At 70.7% G+C, this 20,446-nt stretch carries 15 protein-coding genes and 2 pseudogenes; 11 read left to right on the top strand and 6 right to left on the bottom strand.

Going from position 1 to position 20,446, the window contains the following annotated elements; all coding sequences use genetic code 11:
- Positions 1-1,513: 1,513 nt before the first annotated feature.
- Complete coding sequence (locus LE548_RS42690; protein WP_225102433.1) at positions 1,514-1,726, top strand: hypothetical protein; 213 nt, start codon at positions 1,514-1,516, stop codon at positions 1,724-1,726.
- A gap of 124 nt (positions 1,727-1,850) precedes the next feature.
- On the opposite strand, the gene LE548_RS42685 is transcribed toward LE548_RS42690, so the two are convergent.
- Positions 1,851-2,417 (bottom strand): TetR-like C-terminal domain-containing protein, encoded by a 567-nt coding sequence (locus LE548_RS42685; protein ID WP_225102432.1) that lies wholly within the window; start codon positions 2,415-2,417, stop codon positions 1,851-1,853.
- A 76-nt stretch (positions 2,418-2,493) separates the two neighbouring features.
- On the opposite strand from LE548_RS42685, the gene LE548_RS42680 reads away from it, so the two are divergent.
- The 5 genes and pseudogenes from LE548_RS42680 to LE548_RS42655 all read left to right on the top strand — a co-directional run bounded on the left by LE548_RS42680 (position 2,494) and on the right by LE548_RS42655 (position 5,417).
- The gene (locus tag LE548_RS42680) at positions 2,494-3,777 is read left to right on the top strand and encodes an MFS transporter (protein WP_225102431.1); all 1,284 of its coding nucleotides are present in this window, start codon (positions 2,494-2,496) and stop codon (positions 3,775-3,777) included.
- A 500-nt stretch (positions 3,778-4,277) separates the two neighbouring features.
- Positions 4,278-4,656, top strand: a pseudogene (locus LE548_RS42670) (DsbA family protein); the annotation flags it as partial.
- Positions 4,657-4,757: 101 nt separating this feature from the next.
- Positions 4,758-4,922, top strand: coding sequence for a 50S ribosomal protein L33 (rpmG, locus tag LE548_RS42665; RefSeq protein ID WP_225102430.1), 165 nt, complete (start codon positions 4,758-4,760; stop codon positions 4,920-4,922).
- A gap of 58 nt (positions 4,923-4,980) precedes the next feature.
- Positions 4,981-5,241 (top strand): type B 50S ribosomal protein L31, encoded by a 261-nt coding sequence (locus LE548_RS42660; RefSeq protein WP_225102429.1) that lies wholly within the window; start codon positions 4,981-4,983, stop codon positions 5,239-5,241.
- Between the two features lie 53 nt (positions 5,242-5,294).
- A complete protein-coding gene (locus LE548_RS42655) occupies positions 5,295-5,417 on the top strand; it encodes a ribosomal protein bL36 (protein ID WP_225102428.1) in 123 nt (40 codons plus the stop codon).
- A 2,174-nt stretch (positions 5,418-7,591) separates the two neighbouring features.
- On the opposite strand, the gene LE548_RS42650 is transcribed toward LE548_RS42655, so the two are convergent.
- The gene (locus tag LE548_RS42650) at positions 7,592-8,395 is read right to left on the bottom strand and encodes a hypothetical protein (RefSeq protein ID WP_225102427.1); all 804 of its coding nucleotides are present in this window, start codon (positions 8,393-8,395) and stop codon (positions 7,592-7,594) included.
- Positions 8,396-8,659: 264 nt separating this feature from the next.
- Between LE548_RS42650 and LE548_RS42645 the strand changes: the two genes are divergently transcribed.
- Positions 8,660-9,781, top strand: a complete 1,122-nt coding sequence (locus LE548_RS42645; protein ID WP_308031103.1) for an IS630 family transposase — start codon at positions 8,660-8,662, stop codon at positions 9,779-9,781.
- Between the two features lie 527 nt (positions 9,782-10,308).
- Here the strand turns inward: LE548_RS42645 and LE548_RS42640 are convergent.
- A complete protein-coding gene (locus tag LE548_RS42640; protein WP_225102425.1) occupies positions 10,309-11,721 on the bottom strand; it encodes a pyridoxal-dependent decarboxylase in 1,413 nt (470 codons plus the stop codon).
- A 48-nt stretch (positions 11,722-11,769) separates the two neighbouring features.
- On the opposite strand from LE548_RS42640, the gene LE548_RS42635 reads away from it, so the two are divergent.
- The 3 genes from LE548_RS42635 to LE548_RS42625 all read left to right on the top strand — a co-directional run bounded on the left by LE548_RS42635 (position 11,770) and on the right by LE548_RS42625 (position 15,655).
- Positions 11,770-12,678: a hypothetical protein gene (locus tag LE548_RS42635; protein ID WP_225102424.1), complete on the top strand. Its 909-nt coding sequence runs from the start codon at positions 11,770-11,772 to the stop codon at positions 12,676-12,678.
- Between the two features lie 110 nt (positions 12,679-12,788).
- Positions 12,789-14,150, top strand: a complete 1,362-nt coding sequence (locus LE548_RS42630) for an ATP-grasp domain-containing protein (protein ID WP_225102423.1) — start codon at positions 12,789-12,791, stop codon at positions 14,148-14,150.
- Positions 14,147-15,655, top strand: coding sequence for a pyridoxal-dependent decarboxylase (locus LE548_RS42625; RefSeq protein WP_225102422.1), 1,509 nt, complete (start codon positions 14,147-14,149; stop codon positions 15,653-15,655). Before LE548_RS42630 ends, LE548_RS42625 begins: the two co-directional genes overlap by 4 nt.
- A 348-nt stretch (positions 15,656-16,003) precedes the next feature.
- On the opposite strand, the gene LE548_RS42620 is transcribed toward LE548_RS42625, so the two are convergent.
- Entirely contained in the window at positions 16,004-16,258 is a 255-nt protein-coding gene (locus tag LE548_RS42620; RefSeq protein ID WP_225102421.1) for a hypothetical protein, read from the bottom strand.
- Between the two features lie 509 nt (positions 16,259-16,767).
- Between LE548_RS42620 and LE548_RS42615 the strand changes: the two genes are divergently transcribed.
- On the top strand, positions 16,768-17,574 hold the full coding sequence (locus LE548_RS42615) for an MFS transporter (RefSeq protein ID WP_308031100.1): 807 nt from the start codon (positions 16,768-16,770) through the stop codon (positions 17,572-17,574).
- 849 nt (positions 17,575-18,423) lie between these two features.
- Here LE548_RS42615 and LE548_RS42610 read toward each other — a convergent pair.
- Complete coding sequence (locus LE548_RS42610) at positions 18,424-19,218, bottom strand: SDR family oxidoreductase (protein ID WP_225102419.1); 795 nt, start codon at positions 19,216-19,218, stop codon at positions 18,424-18,426.
- A 602-nt stretch (positions 19,219-19,820) separates the two neighbouring features.
- Positions 19,821-20,336, bottom strand: a pseudogene (locus LE548_RS42605) (coagulation factor 5/8 type domain-containing protein); the annotation flags it as partial.
- Positions 20,337-20,446: the final 110 nt, after the last annotated feature.

The raw sequence follows: 20,446 nt of genomic DNA, 5'->3' as shown, positions 1-20,446 counted from the left end.
AACCTGCTTGTGCCGCTCCACAGAGCCCATCGCTCCACCTCCCGATCAAGGTGTTGCGACGATCAGTTGAATCCGTCCTGGACATAGCGGATCCGAATCGCGCATCGACGACTCCTTAGCACCCGGAGCCAGGGCTTCGGTGATCTCGCGAACGTGGTCGGGCGTGTCCGCCGCAGGGGCCGACGCAGCCGTAGACCCTGCGGCGCCCCGGCTGCCACGCGGACGGTCATGCAACTGCGCCGCGATGTTTCGTTGCGTCACCAGCTGGCGCGGCCAGGGTGCGGCGCGCCATGTCGACAGCCCCGGGGGAAGTCCGTGGTGGTGACGGCCTGCGGCGTTCCCCCGAGCGCGGTCGTGTCGTTGAAGGACGCGGGTGTGATCGTGCGGGGCGGAAGGTGGCCGCACGACAGCTTCGGCAAGTCGGTGCGGATGGCAGCGTGTCAGGCGGTCCGGCGCCGCGCCCTGCGATGAGCAGTGATCTTGGACAGCGGCACGGCATCCGAGGGCGAGGGGCAGGACCGTGCCGCAGGCCGGTGCTCTACGAATCGCTCCGCTCCCGGCGCAGACCACCTGGTCGCTGATGGGCCGCGTCGCCGCCCGGTAGGGAATGCCGGTCGCCGATCTGCGGGCGTCATGGCGTGGAGAAACCATGCCCCTCACTCTCCCGGCACCGGTGGCGTGCGGCCCGATGCCGAAGTCCTGCTCGACTGCGCCGGTTCAGGACCTCCTGGAAGCCATGTGCCGTACCGACCCGCACGGTCTGGAACGCGCCCTGCCTGCCTGGACCACCGGAGGGGCGACGTTCACCGAATCCTCCGGGGGCGGGCGGCCCCAAGCTTGCTGGCAGCTGGGAGTCATGGCGCACCGCCCCCGTCGTCTTCGCCTGCCGGCTGTGCACGGCCCGGCGCACTGGGCAGCAGGTGGTGGTCATGCGGTACCGCGACGGATGGCAGCGGGTGTGCCCGCGCCACCGGCGCCGGGCTTTGGGTGCAGGCGACGGGCACGGCCTGGAACACCTGGGCCTGGCCGGCAGCCCGGCCATCACCTCGGCGCAGCAACGGCGGCCCGGCGGTGGCTCGCCGGGCCGCCGCTGCAGGGGTGGCGCCGGGGGCGGTGTTCGCGGCCGCCCAGGCGGTGGTGTGCCAGTGGTGGGACATGGCCCTGGAATGGGAGGAAGAGCGGGTCCGGCCCGCGCGGCTGCATCAACTGGCGGGCAGGGATGCCGGTTTGCGGTTGTGCTGGTGGCGGGCGGTGGCCCGCGAGCCGGCGGTCTTCCCCGAGGCCGTCGCTCCGGCCGAGGTCCTGCTCGACCCGGTCGTGGTGGAGATGGTGTGGCGCGACAGCGGCGCCGAGCGCATCCGGCCCTTTCCTCCCGGCGGGGAGTTCGGCCGGGAACTGGGACGCAGGCTCGGGCGCCCCTGGCTCGCCCACGTCGGTGCTGTCCTCGGCAGCAGCGTCCTTGGCAGGTGGTGGGGAGCGATCGTGCGCCGGCGCCGCGACATCGGACAACGCGGTGACCGGGGACTCGCGGATGCTGGGCCCGGCAATGACGCAGGGCATGCTGATGGAGCTGGAGCGGCGCAACTGCTGGACCCTCGCCGAGGCGCTCGGGCACGACGGGCCGCACCGCCTGCAGCACTGGTCCGCCTGGCGCCGTCACCACCGGCACCAGGCCACTGAGGCCCACCGCCGATGGAACAACATCACCGCGGCGGCGATCACATGACCGGAGCCAGACGATCAAGACGGAGGCTCACTGTCCAGGGGGTGCTGCGCCTCATGCCGAAGGGGCCGCCCAGGCGAGACGCATGTGCGTGTGCCACGCCGCGCCCCCGCGATCCGTATGCGGCTCAGGGCGTCCGGAGCGTCGCCAGATAGGTGGACACCAGTGTGCGGGCCCAGTCGGCGGAGGCGGGCTCGGGGGTGAAAATGGCGCGATAGTAGAGCGGGCCGAGGAGGAAGTCCGCCGCGGTCTCCACGTCGAGTGCCGTCCCCCCGCGGTCCTGTTCGCGCCGGATGATCGCGCCGAGCTGGCGGTGGCGGTCCTCGACGCAGGCGCAGCCGCCTGCCGGGCCGGAGCCGATCGTCGCCCGCATGAGGGCAAGCGTGTCCGGGTCGGCGACGTCGGTGGCCACGTCGGCGAGCCAGCGCTGGAGGTCGCCGGCGAGGGAGCCGGAGTCGGGGACGACCAGGTCGTCGGTGAAGCGGCTGGTGGCGACGTCGTTGAGTAGCTGGGCGGTGGACCCCCAGCGCCGGTACAGGGTGGTGGGGTGCACGCCGGCGCGCGCGGCCACGGCGGGCAGGGTCAGTGTCTCCGCTTCCTCCTCGGCGAGGAGTTCTGCGACGGCGCGATGGACGGCCGCCCGCACCTTCGCGGAGCGGCCGCCGGGACGTACCTGGGTCGACAAGTCAGCCATGGGGAAATTATCGCACCGATCGTTGCGTTAGTGGTAGCGTCCTAAACGCATCGATCACTGCTTTTGGAGTCGCGTCGTGTCCGGTCCCGCCCCGTCCCAGCTCCAGCCCTCCCTGCCGCCCACCGACCGGGTGGCGCCACCGGAGGAGAGGCGACGACGGCTGAGCCGTCCCGTCGCCTTCGCCTCCCTCGCGGTCGTCTTCGTGCTGTTCATGGCCGCCTCCAGCGCGCCCTCCCCGCTCTATGTCGTCTACCAGCAGGAATGGCACTTCTCCGCCACCACTCTTACCACGGTCTTCGCCGTCTACGTGCTCGGCATGATCGGGGCGCTGCTCATCCTCGGCGCCCTCTCCGACCACCTCGGCCGCCGTCCGGTCCTGCTCTCCGCGATCGCCCTCGAAGCGGTCTCGATGGTCCTGTTCCTCACCGCGGGCAACGTCGGCCTGCTGCTGACGGCACGCTTCATCCAGGGCATCGCCACCGGGGCCGCTATGACCACGCTCGGCGCCGCCCTGTCCGACCTCAACCCCGCGCACGCCCCGCACTGGGCTGGCCTCGTCACGGGCACCGCGCCCACCTTGGGACTCGGACTGGGCTCGCTCGGATGCGGGCTCCTCATCGAGTACGGGCCGCACCCCACCCGTCTCGTCTACGTGCTGCTGCTCCTCGCCCTCGTGGTGGCCGGCGCCCTCCTGTCGGCCCTGCCCGAGACCTCGCTGCGCCGCCCGGGCGCCGCCCGCTCGCTCCAGCCCCGCCTGCGGGTCGCCTCCCACCTGCGGGCCGACCTGCTGAGCCTGGTCCCGATCCTCATCGCGAGCTGGGCGCTCGGCGGCCTCTACCTCTCGCTCGGCCCGTCCGTCGCCGTCGGCCTGTTCGGTCTCTCCAGCCACGTCGTCGGCGGACTCGTGGTCACCCTGCTCACCGGCCCGGCCTTCCTCACCGCCCTCGCCCTGCGCGGCTGGCCCGTCGGACGGACCCTCGCCGTCAGCGCGACCCTGCTCCTCGTCGGCACGGCCGTCGCCCTGACCGGTGTGGAGGAGCACTCCCTGACCGCGGCCGCCCTCGGAACCGCGATCGCGGGCGTCGGCTTCGGCGGCTCCGCCCTCGCCAGCTTCGGCACCCTGGCCCGGATAGCCCGCCCCGCCGAACGCAGCGAGCTGCTCTCCGTCGCCTTCGTCATCTCCTACCTGGCCTTCAGCATCCCGGCCGTGATCGCCGGCATCGCCGCCACGCACGCCGGCCTGCAGGACACGTTCGTCACCTACGCGGCGACGGTCGCCGCCCTCTGCGCCCTCGCCCTGCTCGCCCAGCACCTGCGGGCGACCCGCACCCCCGCCACCGGAGGCGTACCCCAGGTGTGAGGAACCGCCCGGGAACCGGTCGCCGCGGCCCGCTCGATGCCGCGGCGACCGCGGTGCGTCGGACGTTCGGCTGCCGTCCGCCCGGTCCCCAGGGCCGGTGCGTTCGGTTGCCGGTTGTGCGCGGCACGGCGCTGCGGGGCCGGGGCGCGGGTCGTGCGCTACGCGCAGCGGTGGGACCGGGTTTGCGCGCGGCATGCCCGGTGGCAACTGGACGCGGACGCCGACCAGCCGCTGGAGGGACTGGATCTGCGGGGCCTGCCGGAGGTCGTGGCCGCGCGTCGGCGGCGGGCAGGGGTGACGCGGGGTGCGGGGCGGGCTGGGGTGGAGGCGGAGCGGGTGTTCGGCCTGGCGTATGCGGTGGTGTGCCGGTGGTGGGACCAGGCTCTGTACTGGGAGCGGGAGAAGGTCTGGCCGCGCCGGCTGCACCAGGTCGCGGGCGGCGACGCCGGGAGTGACCTGGACCGGTGGCGGATCGTGGGACGGCTCCGGTGGTCTTCCCCGTGTGGCGGCATCTGCCGCTCACGGACATCCACCTGCACGCGCAGCTGGCGGCACAGGGCGCCGCGGCCGTGCGCGCAGGGACGCTACTGGGACATGCACGGCCGGCTGCTGAGCCGCCAGGGCGCGCTGCGTCTCGATCACCTGCGCGGGTCCGCCGGGGACATCGGCCTGAATGTGGAGCGCTTCGAGCGGGACCTGCGGCATTCCAGGGTCCTGGCGCGCATCGCCGAGGACGTGGAGTCCGCAGACCTCAGCCAGGTGGCGGGGACGCCCACCTTCTTCGTGAACGGGCGCAGGCATCACGGTGCCTACGGCATCGCAAGCCTTTCGGCGGCGGTGCGGGCCGCCCGGACCAGGGCGGCGCTCGTCACGCGCTGAGGTCCGCCGGCGCCGGGAATGCGGGGCCGGCGGATACCGTTGTACGTCTTGCCTGACATGCCCGGGTCAACCGGCTCGGGTGCACGTGAAAGGGGCACCTCATGGCACGCAGCACCACGCGGCCCGTCGTGAAGCTGAGGTCGACTGCCGGCACCGGCGTCACCTACGTGACCCGCAAGAACCGCCAGAACGACCCCGACCGGCTGGTCCTGCGCAAGTACGACCCGAAGGCCGGCGCCCACGTCCTCTTCCGCGAAGAACGCTGACCCCCGCCCCAGACGCCCGGCGCCCCGGGCGACAGGGGCACCCAGGAAGGACACCGTCATGAGGCATGGCATCCACCCCGTTTCCCGCCCCGTCCTCTTCCGCGACCGCGCGGCCGGCTTCGAACTGCTCGTCCCGTCCACCGCCGCCGCGCAGCACACGGTCCAGTGGAAGGACGGCAACACCTATCCCGTCGTCGACGTCGAGGTCTCGTCGGCGAGCCACCCCTTCTACACCGGCACCTCCCGCGTCGTCGACACAGCGGGACGAATCCAGCGGTTCGAGCGGCGCTACGGAAGCACCACTCGGGCCGGCCGTTGACGGCAGTGCCGTCGACGACGTCCCCGGTTCCACCGCACGGAAAGGAGACGGCCATGAAGGTACGCAAGTCGTTGCGCTCGCTCAAGAACAAGCCCGGCGCCCAGGTGGTCCGCCGGCACGGCGTGACACACGTGCTCAACAAGAAGGACCCGCGCTTCAAGGCCCGCCAGGGCTGAAACACCGACACACACCGGCGGCCCGGCACCGGCAACACGGTGCCGGGCCGCTCCGCGTCCGGTGGGCGCGACACCGGTCGGACCGGTCCCGCCGCCCGGCGCCCGGCTGCCGTGGCTCCCCCGCGCCGCGCCGGCGGACGGACTGACCCCCGGTCCGGGAACCATCGGCGGCGGCGTGCACGGGGCAGCGCAGGGGGCGGGGCTGTCGTAAGAGACGAGACGGTCCACGGCGGGCAGGGTGAGCCACCGGTTGGCGGGCCGGGCGGACGCACTGGCGGGTGGGGGTTCGGCGGCGGTGGTGCCGTAGTAGTGGCGGCAAGCGGCCTGGAAGTCGGTGGTGATGGTGTGGTCGGTCGTCTGCAGCACCTGGTGCACGGCGGCAGGAAGGTGGGGGCGGTGGCAGACCAGGGTCAGGCGGATGCCGGTGAGGCGCGCAGGTACAGGAGGCGTTCGGTGCGGCGGACGGTGAGGCGGTGGGCGCGCAGGACGGTCAGCCGGGCGACGGGCAGGGCGGTGGTCCAGGCGGTGGCCGCTTCCCAGGCGGGCTGACGGCCGGCGAGGAAGCGGCCCGGGAGCAGGGGCGGTTTGCCCAGGCTGCGAGAAGGTCGTGAGCCAGGCCGGTGTCGCTGGTGGTGCCCGGGCCGGGGTGCAGGGTGATCCGGCCGGATGGCGGATGGTGGGCTGCCAGGGCGGTGTGGGTGTGAACCGCGTCGTCGCCGGGCTCCAGCACAGCCGAATATGGACGAAGGGGACCGCATCGCTTCCGTCCAGCCGCCCACGCGCTGGGCGGAAGTGGCCCCGCATCGTGCATGGGCCTCCTCGGCCACGCCCTCGGCAACCTCTCCGAGACCGCCGCCGAGCCCGACGACAGCGACGATCCGCCACTTTGTGCAGCCCCGGTCCGCTGACGTTGCCGTCAACTACTGCCGTCAGGCACTACGGCGGCCCCACCGGAAACAGATCCCGGTGGGATACTGTGAGGCTTCCCCTCCCTGGGGTGTTACTCGGGACCGGCGTTGGGGTCACCTTCGGGGGAGGAGCCAAACCCTAGGCATCCGACCACTTTGAGCGGTTGTGGATCGAGGTATAGGGGAAATAGGTATCCGGCTCGTTCGCGATCGTCCACGTAGGCCACAAGAAGTCCCTGCTCGCCCTTTTCGGCAAGACTCGCAAGGCATTCAGCAACCCCGACAATCGGCTTACCACGCCGCTGCAGGCTTCTCACCCTCCCGCGAAGGATGCCTCGAAGCCTCGACGCCGGAAGGGGCTCGAGCCAGATCTCGAAAGGCGCTCCAGAAATCAATGCATTCTTGGCCTGGATGCTGGCCTCGGAGTCGGAATCGAATGCGGCGATCAGTTCACTCGCGGAGTGAGGTTCCACAGCAGGCCTCCAGACAACTCAGAGTGACGGAGCGTCGGTCGCGTCGGCCTGCCCCCGACCCCCACTTTACGTCATTCTGACGAGAAGCTGTCTAGTTTCTAGTGACCGGGCCGAAAGTCCCAATGGCCATCCAGAGGAACCGCCCGGACAGCGGGACAGCGGACCCACGAACGCAGGGCCAAGCCACGGGTGCGCAAGGGCACTCCGCTCAGGCGGCAACACACCCTCCAGGCCGCAGTGCAGCCAGGGGCAGGACCCGATCGTGTTGTGCACCAAAGCGTTCGGTCTCGGCCGGTTCCGGTGTCCGCGCCCTCTTGGGCACACACCATGGTGCACTGCCGGGGTACGGTCGCTGCCGTGGAGGCACCGATGAACGAGACTGTGCCGGACAAAGCGTCCGCCGCACTGCGCGAGAACCTAAGGGCTGTCCCGGAATTCGGTGCCAGGCTGTCACGCCTCACAAACTCCGGAGCCGGGGGGTGTCAGCTGTCGACCTTGGCGCTTGCGTTCGACGCCCGCCCCGGGAAGAGTTTCATCCAGCGGACGCCCTCGGGGCAATCTCGTGTGAGCAGAGGCAGGGGCAGAGGAATGTGCGTAAGGGATGCGGCGGCCAGGAAGGCTGCCGTCGCTCGGTTCTTCCGCGAGTATCCGCAGATGGAGCAAGCTGAATGCGACCACCCCGCGCTGCTGGGCTGCGCCGATGTCGCTTGGTCTCAGATTCCCGGGTGTCCTGCCTGTCACGCGAGGTGTTGAGCGCAGCCACGGGAAGTGATGTCCGGCTTGCGTCCGAGGCTCACTCGGCGGTGTCGCCGGGCTCGATTTCCTTGGGCTGCTCGCCGGGGAGCAAGCGGTTCACCATCGTCTGATTCGCTTGCATGTTCAATGCCTTCATCGCGGCAGCCGCGTTGAGCCGGTCCTTGGCTTCCGGGTCACTCACGCGGTCGATGAAGGTCGTCGCGGTTTCAAGCTGGTGGTCAGCGTCGATCTTGTCCTCGATGCGCTGGGCCTGCTCGGTTACGTGAGCCCTGGCACGCCGAGCGTGAACCGCGAGCGCACCGCCGCCGACCGTGATCAGCGCACCCGTCAGGCTCGTCACCAGGGGCACGTAACCGTGGCTCGGACTGCCCGCGTGCAGCAGCGCCAGGACGGCCCCGATGAGGATGACCGCCGCCCCGCCCGTCATGAACCACACGCTCAGCCGGAACGTCCACTCGGCCTGCTTCAGCGAGTGGTTCAGGAACTCGAAGTGGAAGTTCTGCCGCTGCTCGGCAAGGCTTGGTTTGTCCACAGCGGATTGGGGCGCCGGGGTAACCGTGGGTTCGTAACCCCCGATGAAGACGTTGTGAACCTCGCCCGCAGTCTGCACCAACTGCTGCCGGGCATCCTCGTATTGTCGTCCGATGTCTACCGCCATGAGGGCTTGGATGATCCCCCGGATCTGGTCCGGGGTAGTCGCCAACCTGAGCAACCTCTTGTTACCGGTCGACGCCGAGGTCAGCGCGCGTATGGCCCGAGCCCTTTCGTCCGAGGCCATGCCCTCCAGTGCGGAAGACACACCGGGCGCCGACAGGACGTCACCGTCTGCGTCATCCGTCATCCCGGCCTCCCCCGATCCCACCAACTGACCCCTCGCCAACTCCCTTCAGGGTAGCGCCGGTCGGTGACACCGGACCCGGCTCTCAGGGGCATCGCCTTGTCTAGTGCTGTGACCGCATAGGTTCGCCGGGTCGGTGGTCATGGCGGTTGGATGTGTGGTGACGTCTGATCCGACTGNCTAGTGCTGTGACCGCATAGGTTCGCCGGGTCGGTGGTCATGGCGGTTGGATGTGTGGTGACGTCTGATCCGACTGCTGGAGGTGCGGTGGCCGAGCCTGTCCGTGTTCGCAGACTGACCGACCAGGAGGGGCAGAGGCTGCAGCAGATCGTGCGCCGTGGCAGCACCAGCTCGGTGCGCTACCGGCGAGCGATGATGCTGCTGGCGTCGGCCGGCGGGAACCGGGTGCCGGTGATCGCCCAGCTGGTCCAGGCCGACGAGGACACCGTGCGCGATGTGATCCATCGGTTCAACGAGATCGGCCTGGCCTGCCTGGACCCTCGCTGGGCGGGAGGCCGTCCCCGCCGACTCAGCCCTGACGAGGAAGACTTCGTCATCCAGACGGCCACCACCCGCCCCACCAAGCTCGGCCAGCCCTTCACCCGCTGGTCCCTGCGCAAGCTCGTCGCCTACCTGCGGAAAGTGCACGGTCGGGTGATCCTCATCGGCCGCGAGGCGTTACGCTGCCTGCTCGCCCGCCGCGGCATCACCTTCCAGCGAACCAAGACGTGGAAGGAGTCGCCAGACCCCGACCGCGAGACGAAGCTGGACCGGATCGAGGAGGTCCTGGACCGCTTCCCTGACCGGGTCTTCGCGTTCGACGAGTTCGGCCCGCTCGGGATCCGACCCACCGCCGGCTCCGGCTGGGCAGAACGCAAACGCCCCGACCGGCTGCCCGCCACCTACCACCGCACCCACGGCGTGCGGTACTTCCACGGCTGTTACTCGGTCGGCGACGACACCCTGTGGGGCGTCAACCGGCGTCGCAAGGGCGCCGGGAACACGCTGGCCGCGCTGAAGTCGATCCGCGCCGCCCGGCCCGACGGCGCCCCCATCTACGTGATCCTGGACAACCTGTCCGCACACAAGGGCACCGACATCCGCCGCTGGGCGAAGAAGAACAAGGTCGAACTGTGCTTCACCCCGACCTACGCCTCGTGGGCCAACCCCATCGAGGCCCACTTCGGGCCGCTGAGGCAGTTCACCATCGCCAACTCCAACCACCCCAACCACACCGTGCAGACCCGGGCCCTGCACGCCTACCTGCGCTGGCGCAACGCCAACGCCCGCCACCGCGACGTCCTGGCTGCCGAACGCAAGGAACGTGCCCGCATCCGAAGCGAGAAGGGCATCCGCTGGGGCGGACGCCCCCTCGCCGCCGCGGCCTGAACGACCCGGCGAACCTATGCGGTCAGAGCACTAGNGGCATCCGCTGGGGCGGACGCCCCCTCGCCGCCGCGGCCTGAACGACCCGGCGAACCTATGCGGTCAGAGCACTAGCCATCACCCCGTCCCGGCTGGCCGAAGGCCCAGGTCAGACGCCCCGGCCAGCCTGTCACATCACGGACTTGCACGATCTTTCAGACACGCTCTTCGGCACTCCAGGCCATCGAGTGTCGCGGCCTGCCGTGCAGATCGCCGTGTCCTCTGATCGGTGGTTCCGTTGATGTTCGCGGGAGCGAGCCCGGGCTCGGTGGGGACAGGGGGAGTTGATGGGCGTGGGCGAAAGCCGACACCGATATCGACGAGCCCTGGGTCGGCGACGGCTGCCGGGTCCTTGGGTGGAGCAGGTCGGCGTGAGTGGCGAGTTGATCGATGGCATCGGTGTCCGCCCGTCCGGGTGGTTGCCGTCCGACCTCACCACGACGGCGGACGGCAACCACCAGGCGTCGATGGGCTGGGTCGGTGTTGACGAGTCAGCGGGCCGTACGGGCGTGGGCGCGGATGGTAGTCCATGCCCGCAGGATGCCGGCCTCGTCGGCGTATGGGGATCCCACGGCGGCGCGCAGTACGGGCTGCCCGTCCACGGTGGCGGGCGTGCACAGCACAGTGGGGTCGTCGGCCATGCGTGCGGCCAGAGCGCGGGTCTGTTCGTCAGTGTCGCGGCGAAAGACGACCAGGCCCAGGGCGTGGGCGACGAGGTGGAAGCCGGGTTCGTCCTCGACCAGTCGTGCCAGCCGGGTGGCCAGGCGGATGTCGTGGCGGATGGCCGTGCGCAGCCCTTCGAGACCGTGGGCGCGCAGCACGTACCAGAGTTTCAGGGCACGCATCGGGCGGCCGAGCGGAATCTGCCAGTCCCTGAAGTCGACGACCGTGCCGGAGTCGGTGGCGGGATTGCGCAGGTAGGAGGGGTCGGTGCTCATCGCGTTGGTGAGGGCGCGGCGGTCGGCAACCCACAGGACGTCGCAGGGCGTGCCGGTACGCATCCATTTGTGGGCGTTGACGGCGTGGGAATCGGCGTATTCCAGTCCCTCGTTGACGCGGCGGAGTTCGGGGCACAGGGCGGCGGTGCCGGCGTAGGCGGCGTCCACGTGCAGCCAGGTGCCGCGCTCCCGGCAAACCGGGCCGATCTCGGGGATCGGATCGGCGGCACAGGTGAGGGTGGTGCCGACAGTCACGACGACGGCCGCCGGTACCAGGCCGGCAGCCCGGTCGGCGTCGAGGCGCCGGGCGAGGGCTGCCGGGTCCATGGTGCGCGTGCCAGGCAGGGTCGGGACCAGGACCGGTTCGCCGATCCCAGCGATCCGGGCGGCTTTGGGCACGCAGGAGTTGGCCTGGTCGGTGCAGTAGACGCGGTAGCGGCTCTCGGTGCCGTGCTCGCGCCAGCGGCCTCGCGAGGCCCGGTGCAGCGCGGCGACCAGGGCCACCAGGACCGCCGAGGACGCGGAGTCCTGGATCACTCCGCCACCGCGGCCGAAGGCGTGCGTGAAGTGCTCGGGGAGGGCCAGGGCCCGGGCGAGCCAGTCGCACACCCGCTGCTCCAACTCGGTGGCGGCCGGCGAGGTCGCCCACATCATGCCCTGTACGCCCAGCCCGGCGGTGACGAACTCGGCCAGTACCGAGGCGGGGGAATTGCTGGTGGGGTAGTAGCCCAGGAAGCCCGGATGTTGCCAGTGCACGAGCTGCGGCACGATCGTCCGCCACGTGTCGTCGAGGATCTCGGTCAGTTCCTCGGCCTGCTCGGGGGCCGTCTCCGGCAGCGCCTTGAGCGTCGTACCCGGCGCGCCGGACGGAACCACGGGGAGTTCGGCTGCGGCCAGGGCCCGCCAGTGCACGGCCAGCCGCTCGGCCGCCTCGGCAGCGAGCGCCGGGAAAGCATCACTGTTCATACGCCGACGCTATGGGCGCGGTCCCGTCCGTCTGCCCTCCCTGGAGCCATGACCACTCGTACGAGCCCCCTGTGGCTGTCCCCACCCGAACTGCTGCCCGCCCACCTCACCGCACTGAGCGACGCGGCCGCGCGTCCGGCACCCACACATCACGGACCCGCCCGGCCCCTGCCCAATGCTCGGGAGGCCGACTACGACGCATACTTCGGCATCGCCCGCACCCCTTACGCACCGGCGCACACGCTCGTCCAGGCCCTGGGCTCGGCCGTCGCCGAGGTGCGTGCCTGGGCATCACCGCTTGCCGAACCGGCGCTGCGAGCGGCACTGGCAGCATGCGGTCTACCCGAATCCACGCCGCCCGGGCGTGGAGGCGACGCGCCGCTGACCCGGTGGAAGGCAGGGCACCGGTTGTTCCTCGCCCTCACCCAGGCGACCGTAGTCGCTCTGCGCGACGGCACCGCCCACGGCACGCGGCGCCACCCCGCGCCAGCCGGTACCCATACCGCCGCGGTCCTGCTGCGCGCCTGCGCCGCCGCGATGCGTCTGACCGCCTCGTTCACCCCTCACGCCTACGCAGCGGTCGTACGCCCCTCTATGGAGCCGCCCGCGCACACGATGGACGGCTTTTCCGGCTTGTGGTCCGCCGACCACCGCACCCTGGTGCAGCAACTGCGGACCTGGGGTTCGGTGCACGCGGGCGCTCGTTGCGGGGGCTGTACGCCGCACCGGGAGCTGAGCGCCGCTCTGGATGAGGTCCACACCGCCCATCACGGCGTCTGCGTCCGTTTCGTCGGCCGCCGTCCCTCCCTGGTGGGCGGCCACGACGATGCTCCGGCCACCCTCACCCGCCTGGCCGGCGCGCGGCGCCGCCTGCTGCACCCGTACGCCGATGCGGCAACCGGACCCGAGGCGACCGCGCGCCAGGCGCGTCGCAGCGCGGTTCCCGACGGGAGCTGACCGGCCGACGACCGCGGTGTCCGAGGCGGCCGGACCGCCTCAGGCGCCGGCCCCGTATACCCCTCATGCCTTCTGGCGACAGCCGAGCCTCCCTGCGAAGGAGCCTTCCCGTGCCCTCCCCCGACCCTGCCGCCCCCACCGCCGCCCCCGCCCTGGAAGGCGCACCCGTCGCTGCCGTGACCGCCTTGGAAGGCGTGGCCGCCGACCAGGGGCTGGCCCTGCTCGGCGACCTGGTGGACGAGGTGGTGTTCCTGGACCGGTCCGCGTTCCTGCCCGCCTCCTTCCTGCCCGTCGTCGACTGGCTGCGCCATGTGCCGGTCTCACCCCTGCTGACCACTCGGCCTACGGCGCCCCGGGAACCCTCCGCGGCCCGTACGGAACGGCACCTGTCCGTGGCGTTCGCACCCGAACACGGCGACCACGCCCACGTGTGGGCGCGGCAGCACGGCCGCCGGCTCCTGGCCGCCCCCGCCGCGATCACGGAACGGGCCGCGGACAAGATCGACTCTCTGCCACTGCTCGCCGAGGCGGGCGTGGCGGTGCCCGACCACGTCCTCATCCCGGCGTCGGACCGCCGGCCGGCCTCGGCGTACTGGCCCGGCGGCTGGGAGCAGGCGGTGCTGCAGCGCCGGGAGAACAACCTCATCGGCCAGGGCACCGTCCTAATTCCCGGTCCCGGCCGGCTGGCCGCCGCCCTGGCCCGCTGGGAGGGGCACGAGCTCAAGCTCAGCCGACTGGTCGCGGGCCCGTCGCTCACCGTCAGCGCGTGCGTCGGCGCGGACCGCACAGTGGTCTCCGCCGTCTCCCACCAACTGGTCGGGCTGCCCGCCCTGACCCCGGGATGGGGTACCCACTGCGGCAACCAGCTCCTCGACCCCGCCGACCTGCCCGCGCCGCTGTACACGAGCGTCCGGGAGACCGCCCGCAAGGTGGGCGAGGTGCTGCGCCGCCACGGATTTCGCGGAGTTTTCGGCCTGGACCTGCTCGTCGACGGAGAACGGCCGCTGGTCGTGGAGATCAACCCCCGCTTCCAGACCGTCGTCTCGCTGGTTCAGGCCGCCGAAGCCGCAGCCGGGCTGCTGCCCTCCCTGGGGCTGCACATCCTCGCCTGTCTGCTGCCCGCTTTTCCCTCTGCCCAGTACGACGCTCACCCGGTCCCGCCCCTCAGCCAGATCGTCGTGCACGCGCCCCGGCCCGGCCGGCTCGGCGCTCTGCCTCGCGCGGGCCGTTACCAACTGACCGAGGACGGCGCCCTCCACGGGCCCTGCCCGGACACCGCCCTGTCCCATCTCGCCGACGATGCCGCCGTCCTGTGGCCGCACGCCGCGCCCGGCCCGGTCCGGGCAGGTGACGAACTGGTGCTGGTACAGACCCGACAGCGACTGTGCCCCCTCACGGCGCGCCCCGGTCTCGGTCCCCGGGCGCAGGCATGGACCGAGCAGATCCGCACCCTGGTGGGTGACCCGGCATGACCCCTCCCCGGCCCCACGAGCCTCACGACGCCCCCTACCGCCCCGGCGAACTCGCCCTGCCGGTGGCCTGGATGCGGCAGGCGGGCCACCGAGCCATCGACCTGGTCGTCGAACGGCTGCAGCACGTCGCCCACCACCCGCCGCACGCCGCCGCCGGACCTGCCGACCTCGAAGCATGGCTGCACGAACCCCTCCCCGAGCAAGGCAGTGACCTCACGGCCCTGCTGGAGCGGCTCGCCCAGGACGTGCTCCCGCTCGGCATCCGCTTCGACCACCCCCGCTGCTTCGCGTTCGTGCCCACGACCGGCAACTACCCCGCGGCCCTGGCCGACCTGCTGTCCGCGGCCTTCCTGAGCGTGCCGGGGGCCTGGCTGGTGGGCTCCGGACCCACCCGCATCGAACTGACCACCATCGCCTGGCTGCGTGAACTGCTCGGCCTGCCAGACGACTTCGGCGGACTGTTCGTCAGCGGCGGCTCCCTCGCCAACCTCACCGCCCTGGCCGCCGCCCGGGACCACCACCTCGCCGGTGACCTCACCAAAGCCCGCCTATACTGCTCGACCCAGGCACACCCCTCCATCGCGCGCGCCGCCCATCTGCTCGGCCTCGACCGCAGCCGGCTCATCGCCCTGGAACCAGACCACGCCCAGCGTCTCGATCCCCATGCTCTCAGCGCACGCCTCGATGCCGATCTCGCCGCCGGGCTGCGGCCCTTCGCCGTCGTCGCCACCCTCGGCACCACCAGCACCGGAGCCATCGACCCCCTCGCCGAGCTCGCCACCCTCTGCCGCCGCTACCGGCTGTGGTTGCACATCGACGGCGCCCACGGCGCCGCCGTCGCCCTCACTTCCCGGGGCCGCCACTTGCGCACCGCGCTGGGCCAGGCCGACTCCCTCACCATCGACCCCCACAAATGGCTCTTCCAGCCCTACGAAGCCGGGTGCGTGCTGGTCCGCGACCCTCAACTTCTCAAGAACACCTTCCGCATGGCACGCCACCACCTCGACACCGGCTATCTCCACCCAGCCGAGGCGCACGGCGACGAGATCAACCTCGACGACTACGGTCCCCAGCAGTCCCGCGGCCTGCGCGCCCTCAAACTGTGGCTGTCGCTGAAGACCTTCGGCGCCGCCGCGTTCCGCCGTGCTGTCGACCACGGCCTCCAACTCGCCGACCACGCTGCCGCACGCATCAGCGTCCACCGGGAACTCGACCTGGTCACCGGGCCCAGCCTCGGCATCCTCACCTTCCGCTACCTGCCCGCCGAAGCCACCACCGACCCCGACATGCTGGACGAGTTCCAGCACGCCGTCAGCCGCGCCGTCGGCGCCACGGGCCAGGCCATGCTGCTGACCACGCGCGTGCGGGGACGCACCGCTCTGCGTATGTGCACCATCAACCCCGCCACCACCCGGGCCGACATCGATGCCACGCTCGACCTCGTCGTCCAGGCCGGACGTGCCCACGCCCCCGACGGCGACGGACAATCCATGCTCTCGACGTGACGTCGTTCCGCAGGCGACGCCTGCTCGGCGCTGTGGACAGGCCCTTCGGCAGGACCCCAGGGCGTTTACGGCCGGCGGTGCGGAGCCCGTGCCGCCGCTGCGGTCATCCGCGTCCAGGTGCTGCAGTTCATCGTTCAGGTGGACCAGGGCCAGGTGCTGACCGCCATTCACACGACCCGCCTTCCCGAGGCCTTGGAGGCTGTCGCCGTCCTCGTGACGGCCGATCGTTGGAGGCTCCGCGCGCCGCTTTGGCAGATCGCTCGTCCTCATGATGAACGAGCGACCGTCACGCGCGGATCTGTAAGGACCGAAAGGCGAGAGTCCCCTCGGCGGCTCGGAGCCCTCCGGTCACAGGATCTCCAGGGTCGACGGCCCCGTGATCAGTTCCACCCCCTTGGCCGTGGCGCACTGCAGCGGATTGATCGTGATCTGGGCGCCCGGAGAGAGCACCGTCCTGCCCTTGAACTTGCCGGACACCACTCTTCCCCCGGCCAGCACCACGGCCTCACCGACAGGCTGCGGCACGACCCCCAGGTCGTACATCACCGTGCTCTGCTCTCCGGTGTTCCACGTGATGCGCTCCTCGGTGACCGAACCGGACACCAGGCAGCTGTTCTCACCGCTCCCCAGGATGGCGGACTTGCCCGATTTTACCGCTGGATCCGTGGAGAGACAGGTGTACTGACCACTTCCGCTGATCCACGTGTGCCGCGGCCGCAACCCCAACCCCGGTGAGAACTCGATCGTGTTGCTCCCCGCACAGCTGACGACCGCATCCGCCGTATGGGCCGACGCGGGAAGCACCCCAGGCCCCCCTACGACCAGCAACGCGCCGACCGTGGCCGCGTACCCCAAGGATCTGCTCCATGAGCGCCGCCTACGCATGACTTGTCCTCCTCGACAGACCGAAATCGGTCACCAACAACAGGGGAGGACTGTGCATGCGCTCTGCTCCACGGCACCACCATGACGGCAGCATCTTCAGCAGGACTGGTTAAATTTCCTTCCCTTTTAGGGGGGAAGTGGCCCGTCGAGGTGACGGTCCGGCCTGTGGTCGAAGCTCTCGGCCTGTGGTCGAAGCTCTCGACGGCGCGGCGAGGACCGCTCCTGCGATGCCCTCGTGGGACTCCCCGAACTCCTCCGTGCGCCTCTTCGCCCCTTTCACCCGGAACCGGCCGGTACCCGCGATGCGGGCGACGCACGCCCGCTGTGCGGCCCCGGCCCGGCCGCACGGGCGGCGCGTCGTTCGGATCTGGTCATTGTTGCGGACCCCTCGCACAGCTCTCACCGGGCCCTCTTCACATGCCCGTGCCGGTCATCAGCGCTGCACAACCCGTACAGTCCCCCTTCAAGTTCAAGAGGTGTCATGCGAACGTGTTCCCCCACGGTTGGGACTCACCAGCCAGCACCATGCCAGCTCTGGCTGTCTTGGCACTGGGTGCTTTCGTCCTGGGCACGAGCGAACTCGCCATCGCGGGACTACTGCCGGCCATCAGCGCCGACTTGCAGGTTTCCACCGGCGCCGCAGGCACCCTCGTCTCCGCGTACGCCGTGGCCGTCGCGCTGCTGGGCCCCGGGATCACCACGATGACGAGTCATCTGTCCCGTCGACAAGTCCTTGTGGGGCATCGGTTGCGCTCGCTGCCGGGAACGGCGTCACCGCTCTTGCCACGTACTTCCCGGTCCTCTTGGTGGCCAGGATGCTCGCAGGGACCGCCGCCGCGATGTGTGCGGTGACGGCCTTGACCCTGGCCACGACGATGACCGGCCCTGAGCGGCGAGGACGTGCTGTCGCCATCGTCTTCGGAGGGATCACCGTTTCCGCCGTCGTCGGCGTTCCCGCGAGCACTCTGCTGGGAGACGTGTTCGGCTGGCGTGCCGTCCACGGCGCGTTGGCCGCCCTGACATGGGTGTCCTGATGGCGGCCGTCCGCCTGGTGCCGGAGCCCACGCCGGAGCCTGTGTTCGGCCTGTCGGCCCAGCTCAAGGCGTTGGCCAACGCCCGTCTGCTGCTCACTTTTGCCATCAATGCCACTGTCACCGCAGGGCACTACACGGCATCCACCTACTTCGTCGCGCTCCTGACCCAACATACCGGGCTCAGCACCACCGCGGCCAGCACCCTTCTCCTGACCAGTGGCTTTTCCGGCACAGTCGGCACCATCGTCGGTCCAGGAGAACCCCAGACCTGCGGGCATGTCCCCACCCGGATACACGGCGGGCCCGAGGCCCGGGCGGCGGAAGCCGCCTTCACGTCCCGAGCGGTTTCCCGTCTGCGCACGCGACGCACCGGCACCGCGCGGCTGCACCGCTGGGAGTCCGGCCCAGCCGGGCGGGCGGTCCCGCGGACTGCACAGGCCCCGCGGGCTGCACAGGCGCCGGGGACTGGGGCCGGCCGGTCCGCCCGCCCGTCTCGTCATCCTGCGGCCTTGGCGCAAGCTGACCGGTCACGGCGCGCCAGCACCGCACCACCGGCTCCCCGAACAGCTCATAGACACTCACCTCGCAAGGCCCGCCGCACGGCGACGCACACCACCGCGAGGGCTATCCCCGGGGCTACGCCAGCGTCCGTGACTACGTCAGCAGGACTCTTCGCGGCAAGCCCCAATCGGTTGGCCCCCGGCCGCCATCAGCCCGAGCGTCACACGCTGGATCCTCACCCACCCCGACGCCCTGCCCGAAGGCGACCAGATCCAGCTCAAATCCGCGCCAGTGAGAAGTGATGTCGCTCAGTGGTTCGAGGCCGATACTTGCTCGACCGGCTCTCTTTCAGAGAGCGGTGCGGAAGCCGCCGTTGCTGAAGAGGTGCTGGCCGTTGATCCACTGGCCTTGCGGGGAGCAGAGGAAAGCAACGAGATTGGCGGGCTCCTCGGGGCCCGCGATCCGCCCCGCCGGCGTCTGCCTGCTGCCGGAAGCGCGGACCTCGTCCGTCATCCACCCGGTGTCGATGGGGCCGGGGTTGACGATATTGGCGCGGACACCAAGATGGGCGAACTCGTGGGCGGCGGCGAGGGTGATGCGGTCCAGGGCGCCCTTGCTGGCGCCGTAGGGAAGGTTGCCGACGACGTGGTCGCTGGTGAAGGCGATGATGCGCCCGGGGTCGGCATCGTCGGTCGTCCCTTGAAAGCGCCGCCCGAACTCGCGAATGAGCAGCCATACGGCTCGGGCGTTGACCGCGAAGTGCCGGTCGAAGCTGTCCACGGTCGTGGTCAGGAGGTTCAGGTCGCGCTGTTCGCAGTGGCACATCACCAGAGCTCTGACGGGCCCGAGGTCCTTCTCGGCGGAGTCGAAGACGGCCGCTGGGACGGCCGGGTCTCCGAGGTCTGCTTCCACAGCGCTGTGCCGGGCACCCAGGCTGCCCAACTGGCGACCGAGCACGGTGGGCGCATCGGGCTCGGGCTTCCAGGGCTTCACTTCGTCGTAGGGGCGCCAGTAGGTGAAAGCGACGTCCCAGCCGGTCTCGGCGAGGCGGCGGGCCACGGCGGAGCCGATGTTGACGGTGCGTCCGCCCGCACCGGTGACGAGGGCGACGGGTCGGGGACTGGAGGGCGTGATGTCCGGCATGAGACGGGATCATGGCCCACTCCCGACTTTCGCCACAATTGCATATCAACCCCCTGCATAGCGCAGCTTGGCCCTCGTCATGCCGCCGGGTGGCGAGGCGACTTCGGGAGCCGTCCCGCCGGGCGGCCCCGCGACTGTGGCTGCGGCTCCGGCGTGCCCAGGTCGGCGTCGCCGTCACCCGCGACGCCTCCGGCCGGTGGCACCACCCCGCACGCCTGCACCGGGCGCCCCGGCTTCTCCCCCGCCGACGTCCCCCGCTTGGCGTCGCCGCCGCGCTGACGGCGGCACGGGCGCGGCGGCCCCGCCGACGCGTAACCAACTGAGCACGCGCCCTGATCCCCGGCCGCGCCGCCTATCCCGCCCGTGCCTTCTCCTTCACTCCCATGGACGCCATCAGCGGGAGCGTGGTCGGGGCACCCTCGCCCCGACCACGGGCCCAACGAAGACCGGTCCGGCCGTGGCGATCACCCGGGCAGTCGATGGCCCGAGTGGAAGGCATCGTGCGTGAAGTGAACGCTGCCGGAGCCGATGCTGGCCACCCCCTGCCTGATCCTGCTCTGCTGCCGGGGTGGCCAGCGAGTCTTTGCCGATGAGCGGGGAGCTCAGGGATAGCAGACCACGGTGGAGGGGATGGTCGATGTGCCTGATGTCGGGGTGCCGGTGTCGTTGATGACGTGCTCGTACTGGCCGCCGCCGAGTGTGATGACCAGGAGGTCGTGGAATTTCACGCCTGGTGTGGTGGGGGCGGCGAAGCCGTTGTGCTGGACGATGGTCGGGTCGACGTTGTAGTTGCAGTAGCTGCCGAGGCCCCATGCCTCGTGTGTGGTCACCGCGTCGGCCACTTTGTAGGCCGCGTAGCCGTTGATGGAGCCGTTCTGGATGGCTGCCTGGTTCGGGGCGTCGTACGCCTTCTCGTTCTGGAAGAAAATGGTGCGGCCGCGTTGTCCGTTCCATTGCACGTCGTACTTGTTGAAGTGCTCGACGAACAGGCCGGTGGCGAGGACGTCGTCGCCGTTGACGACGAGGCCGTAGTCGGCCCGGTTGGTCTCCCAGCCCACGCCGTCACCGTGGTCGGCGCGCCAGAGCCAGGTGTGGTCGATGATGGTGTGACAGCTGTTGCCACCGGTATGTGGCCGGTTCCCGGTGGGTGGCGATCGTGGTCTGTGCCAGGGCAGGAGGCATCGGTCTGACCCCAGCCGGGTGACGCGCGTACATGCCGGACGCCCCA

This window comes from Streptomyces sp. CoH27, from assembly GCF_020181035.1.
GTDB classification, from domain to species: Bacteria; Actinomycetota; Actinomycetes; order Streptomycetales; family Streptomycetaceae; genus Streptomyces; species Streptomyces camelliae.
This window is presented reverse-complemented; position numbering and strand designations above follow the sequence as displayed.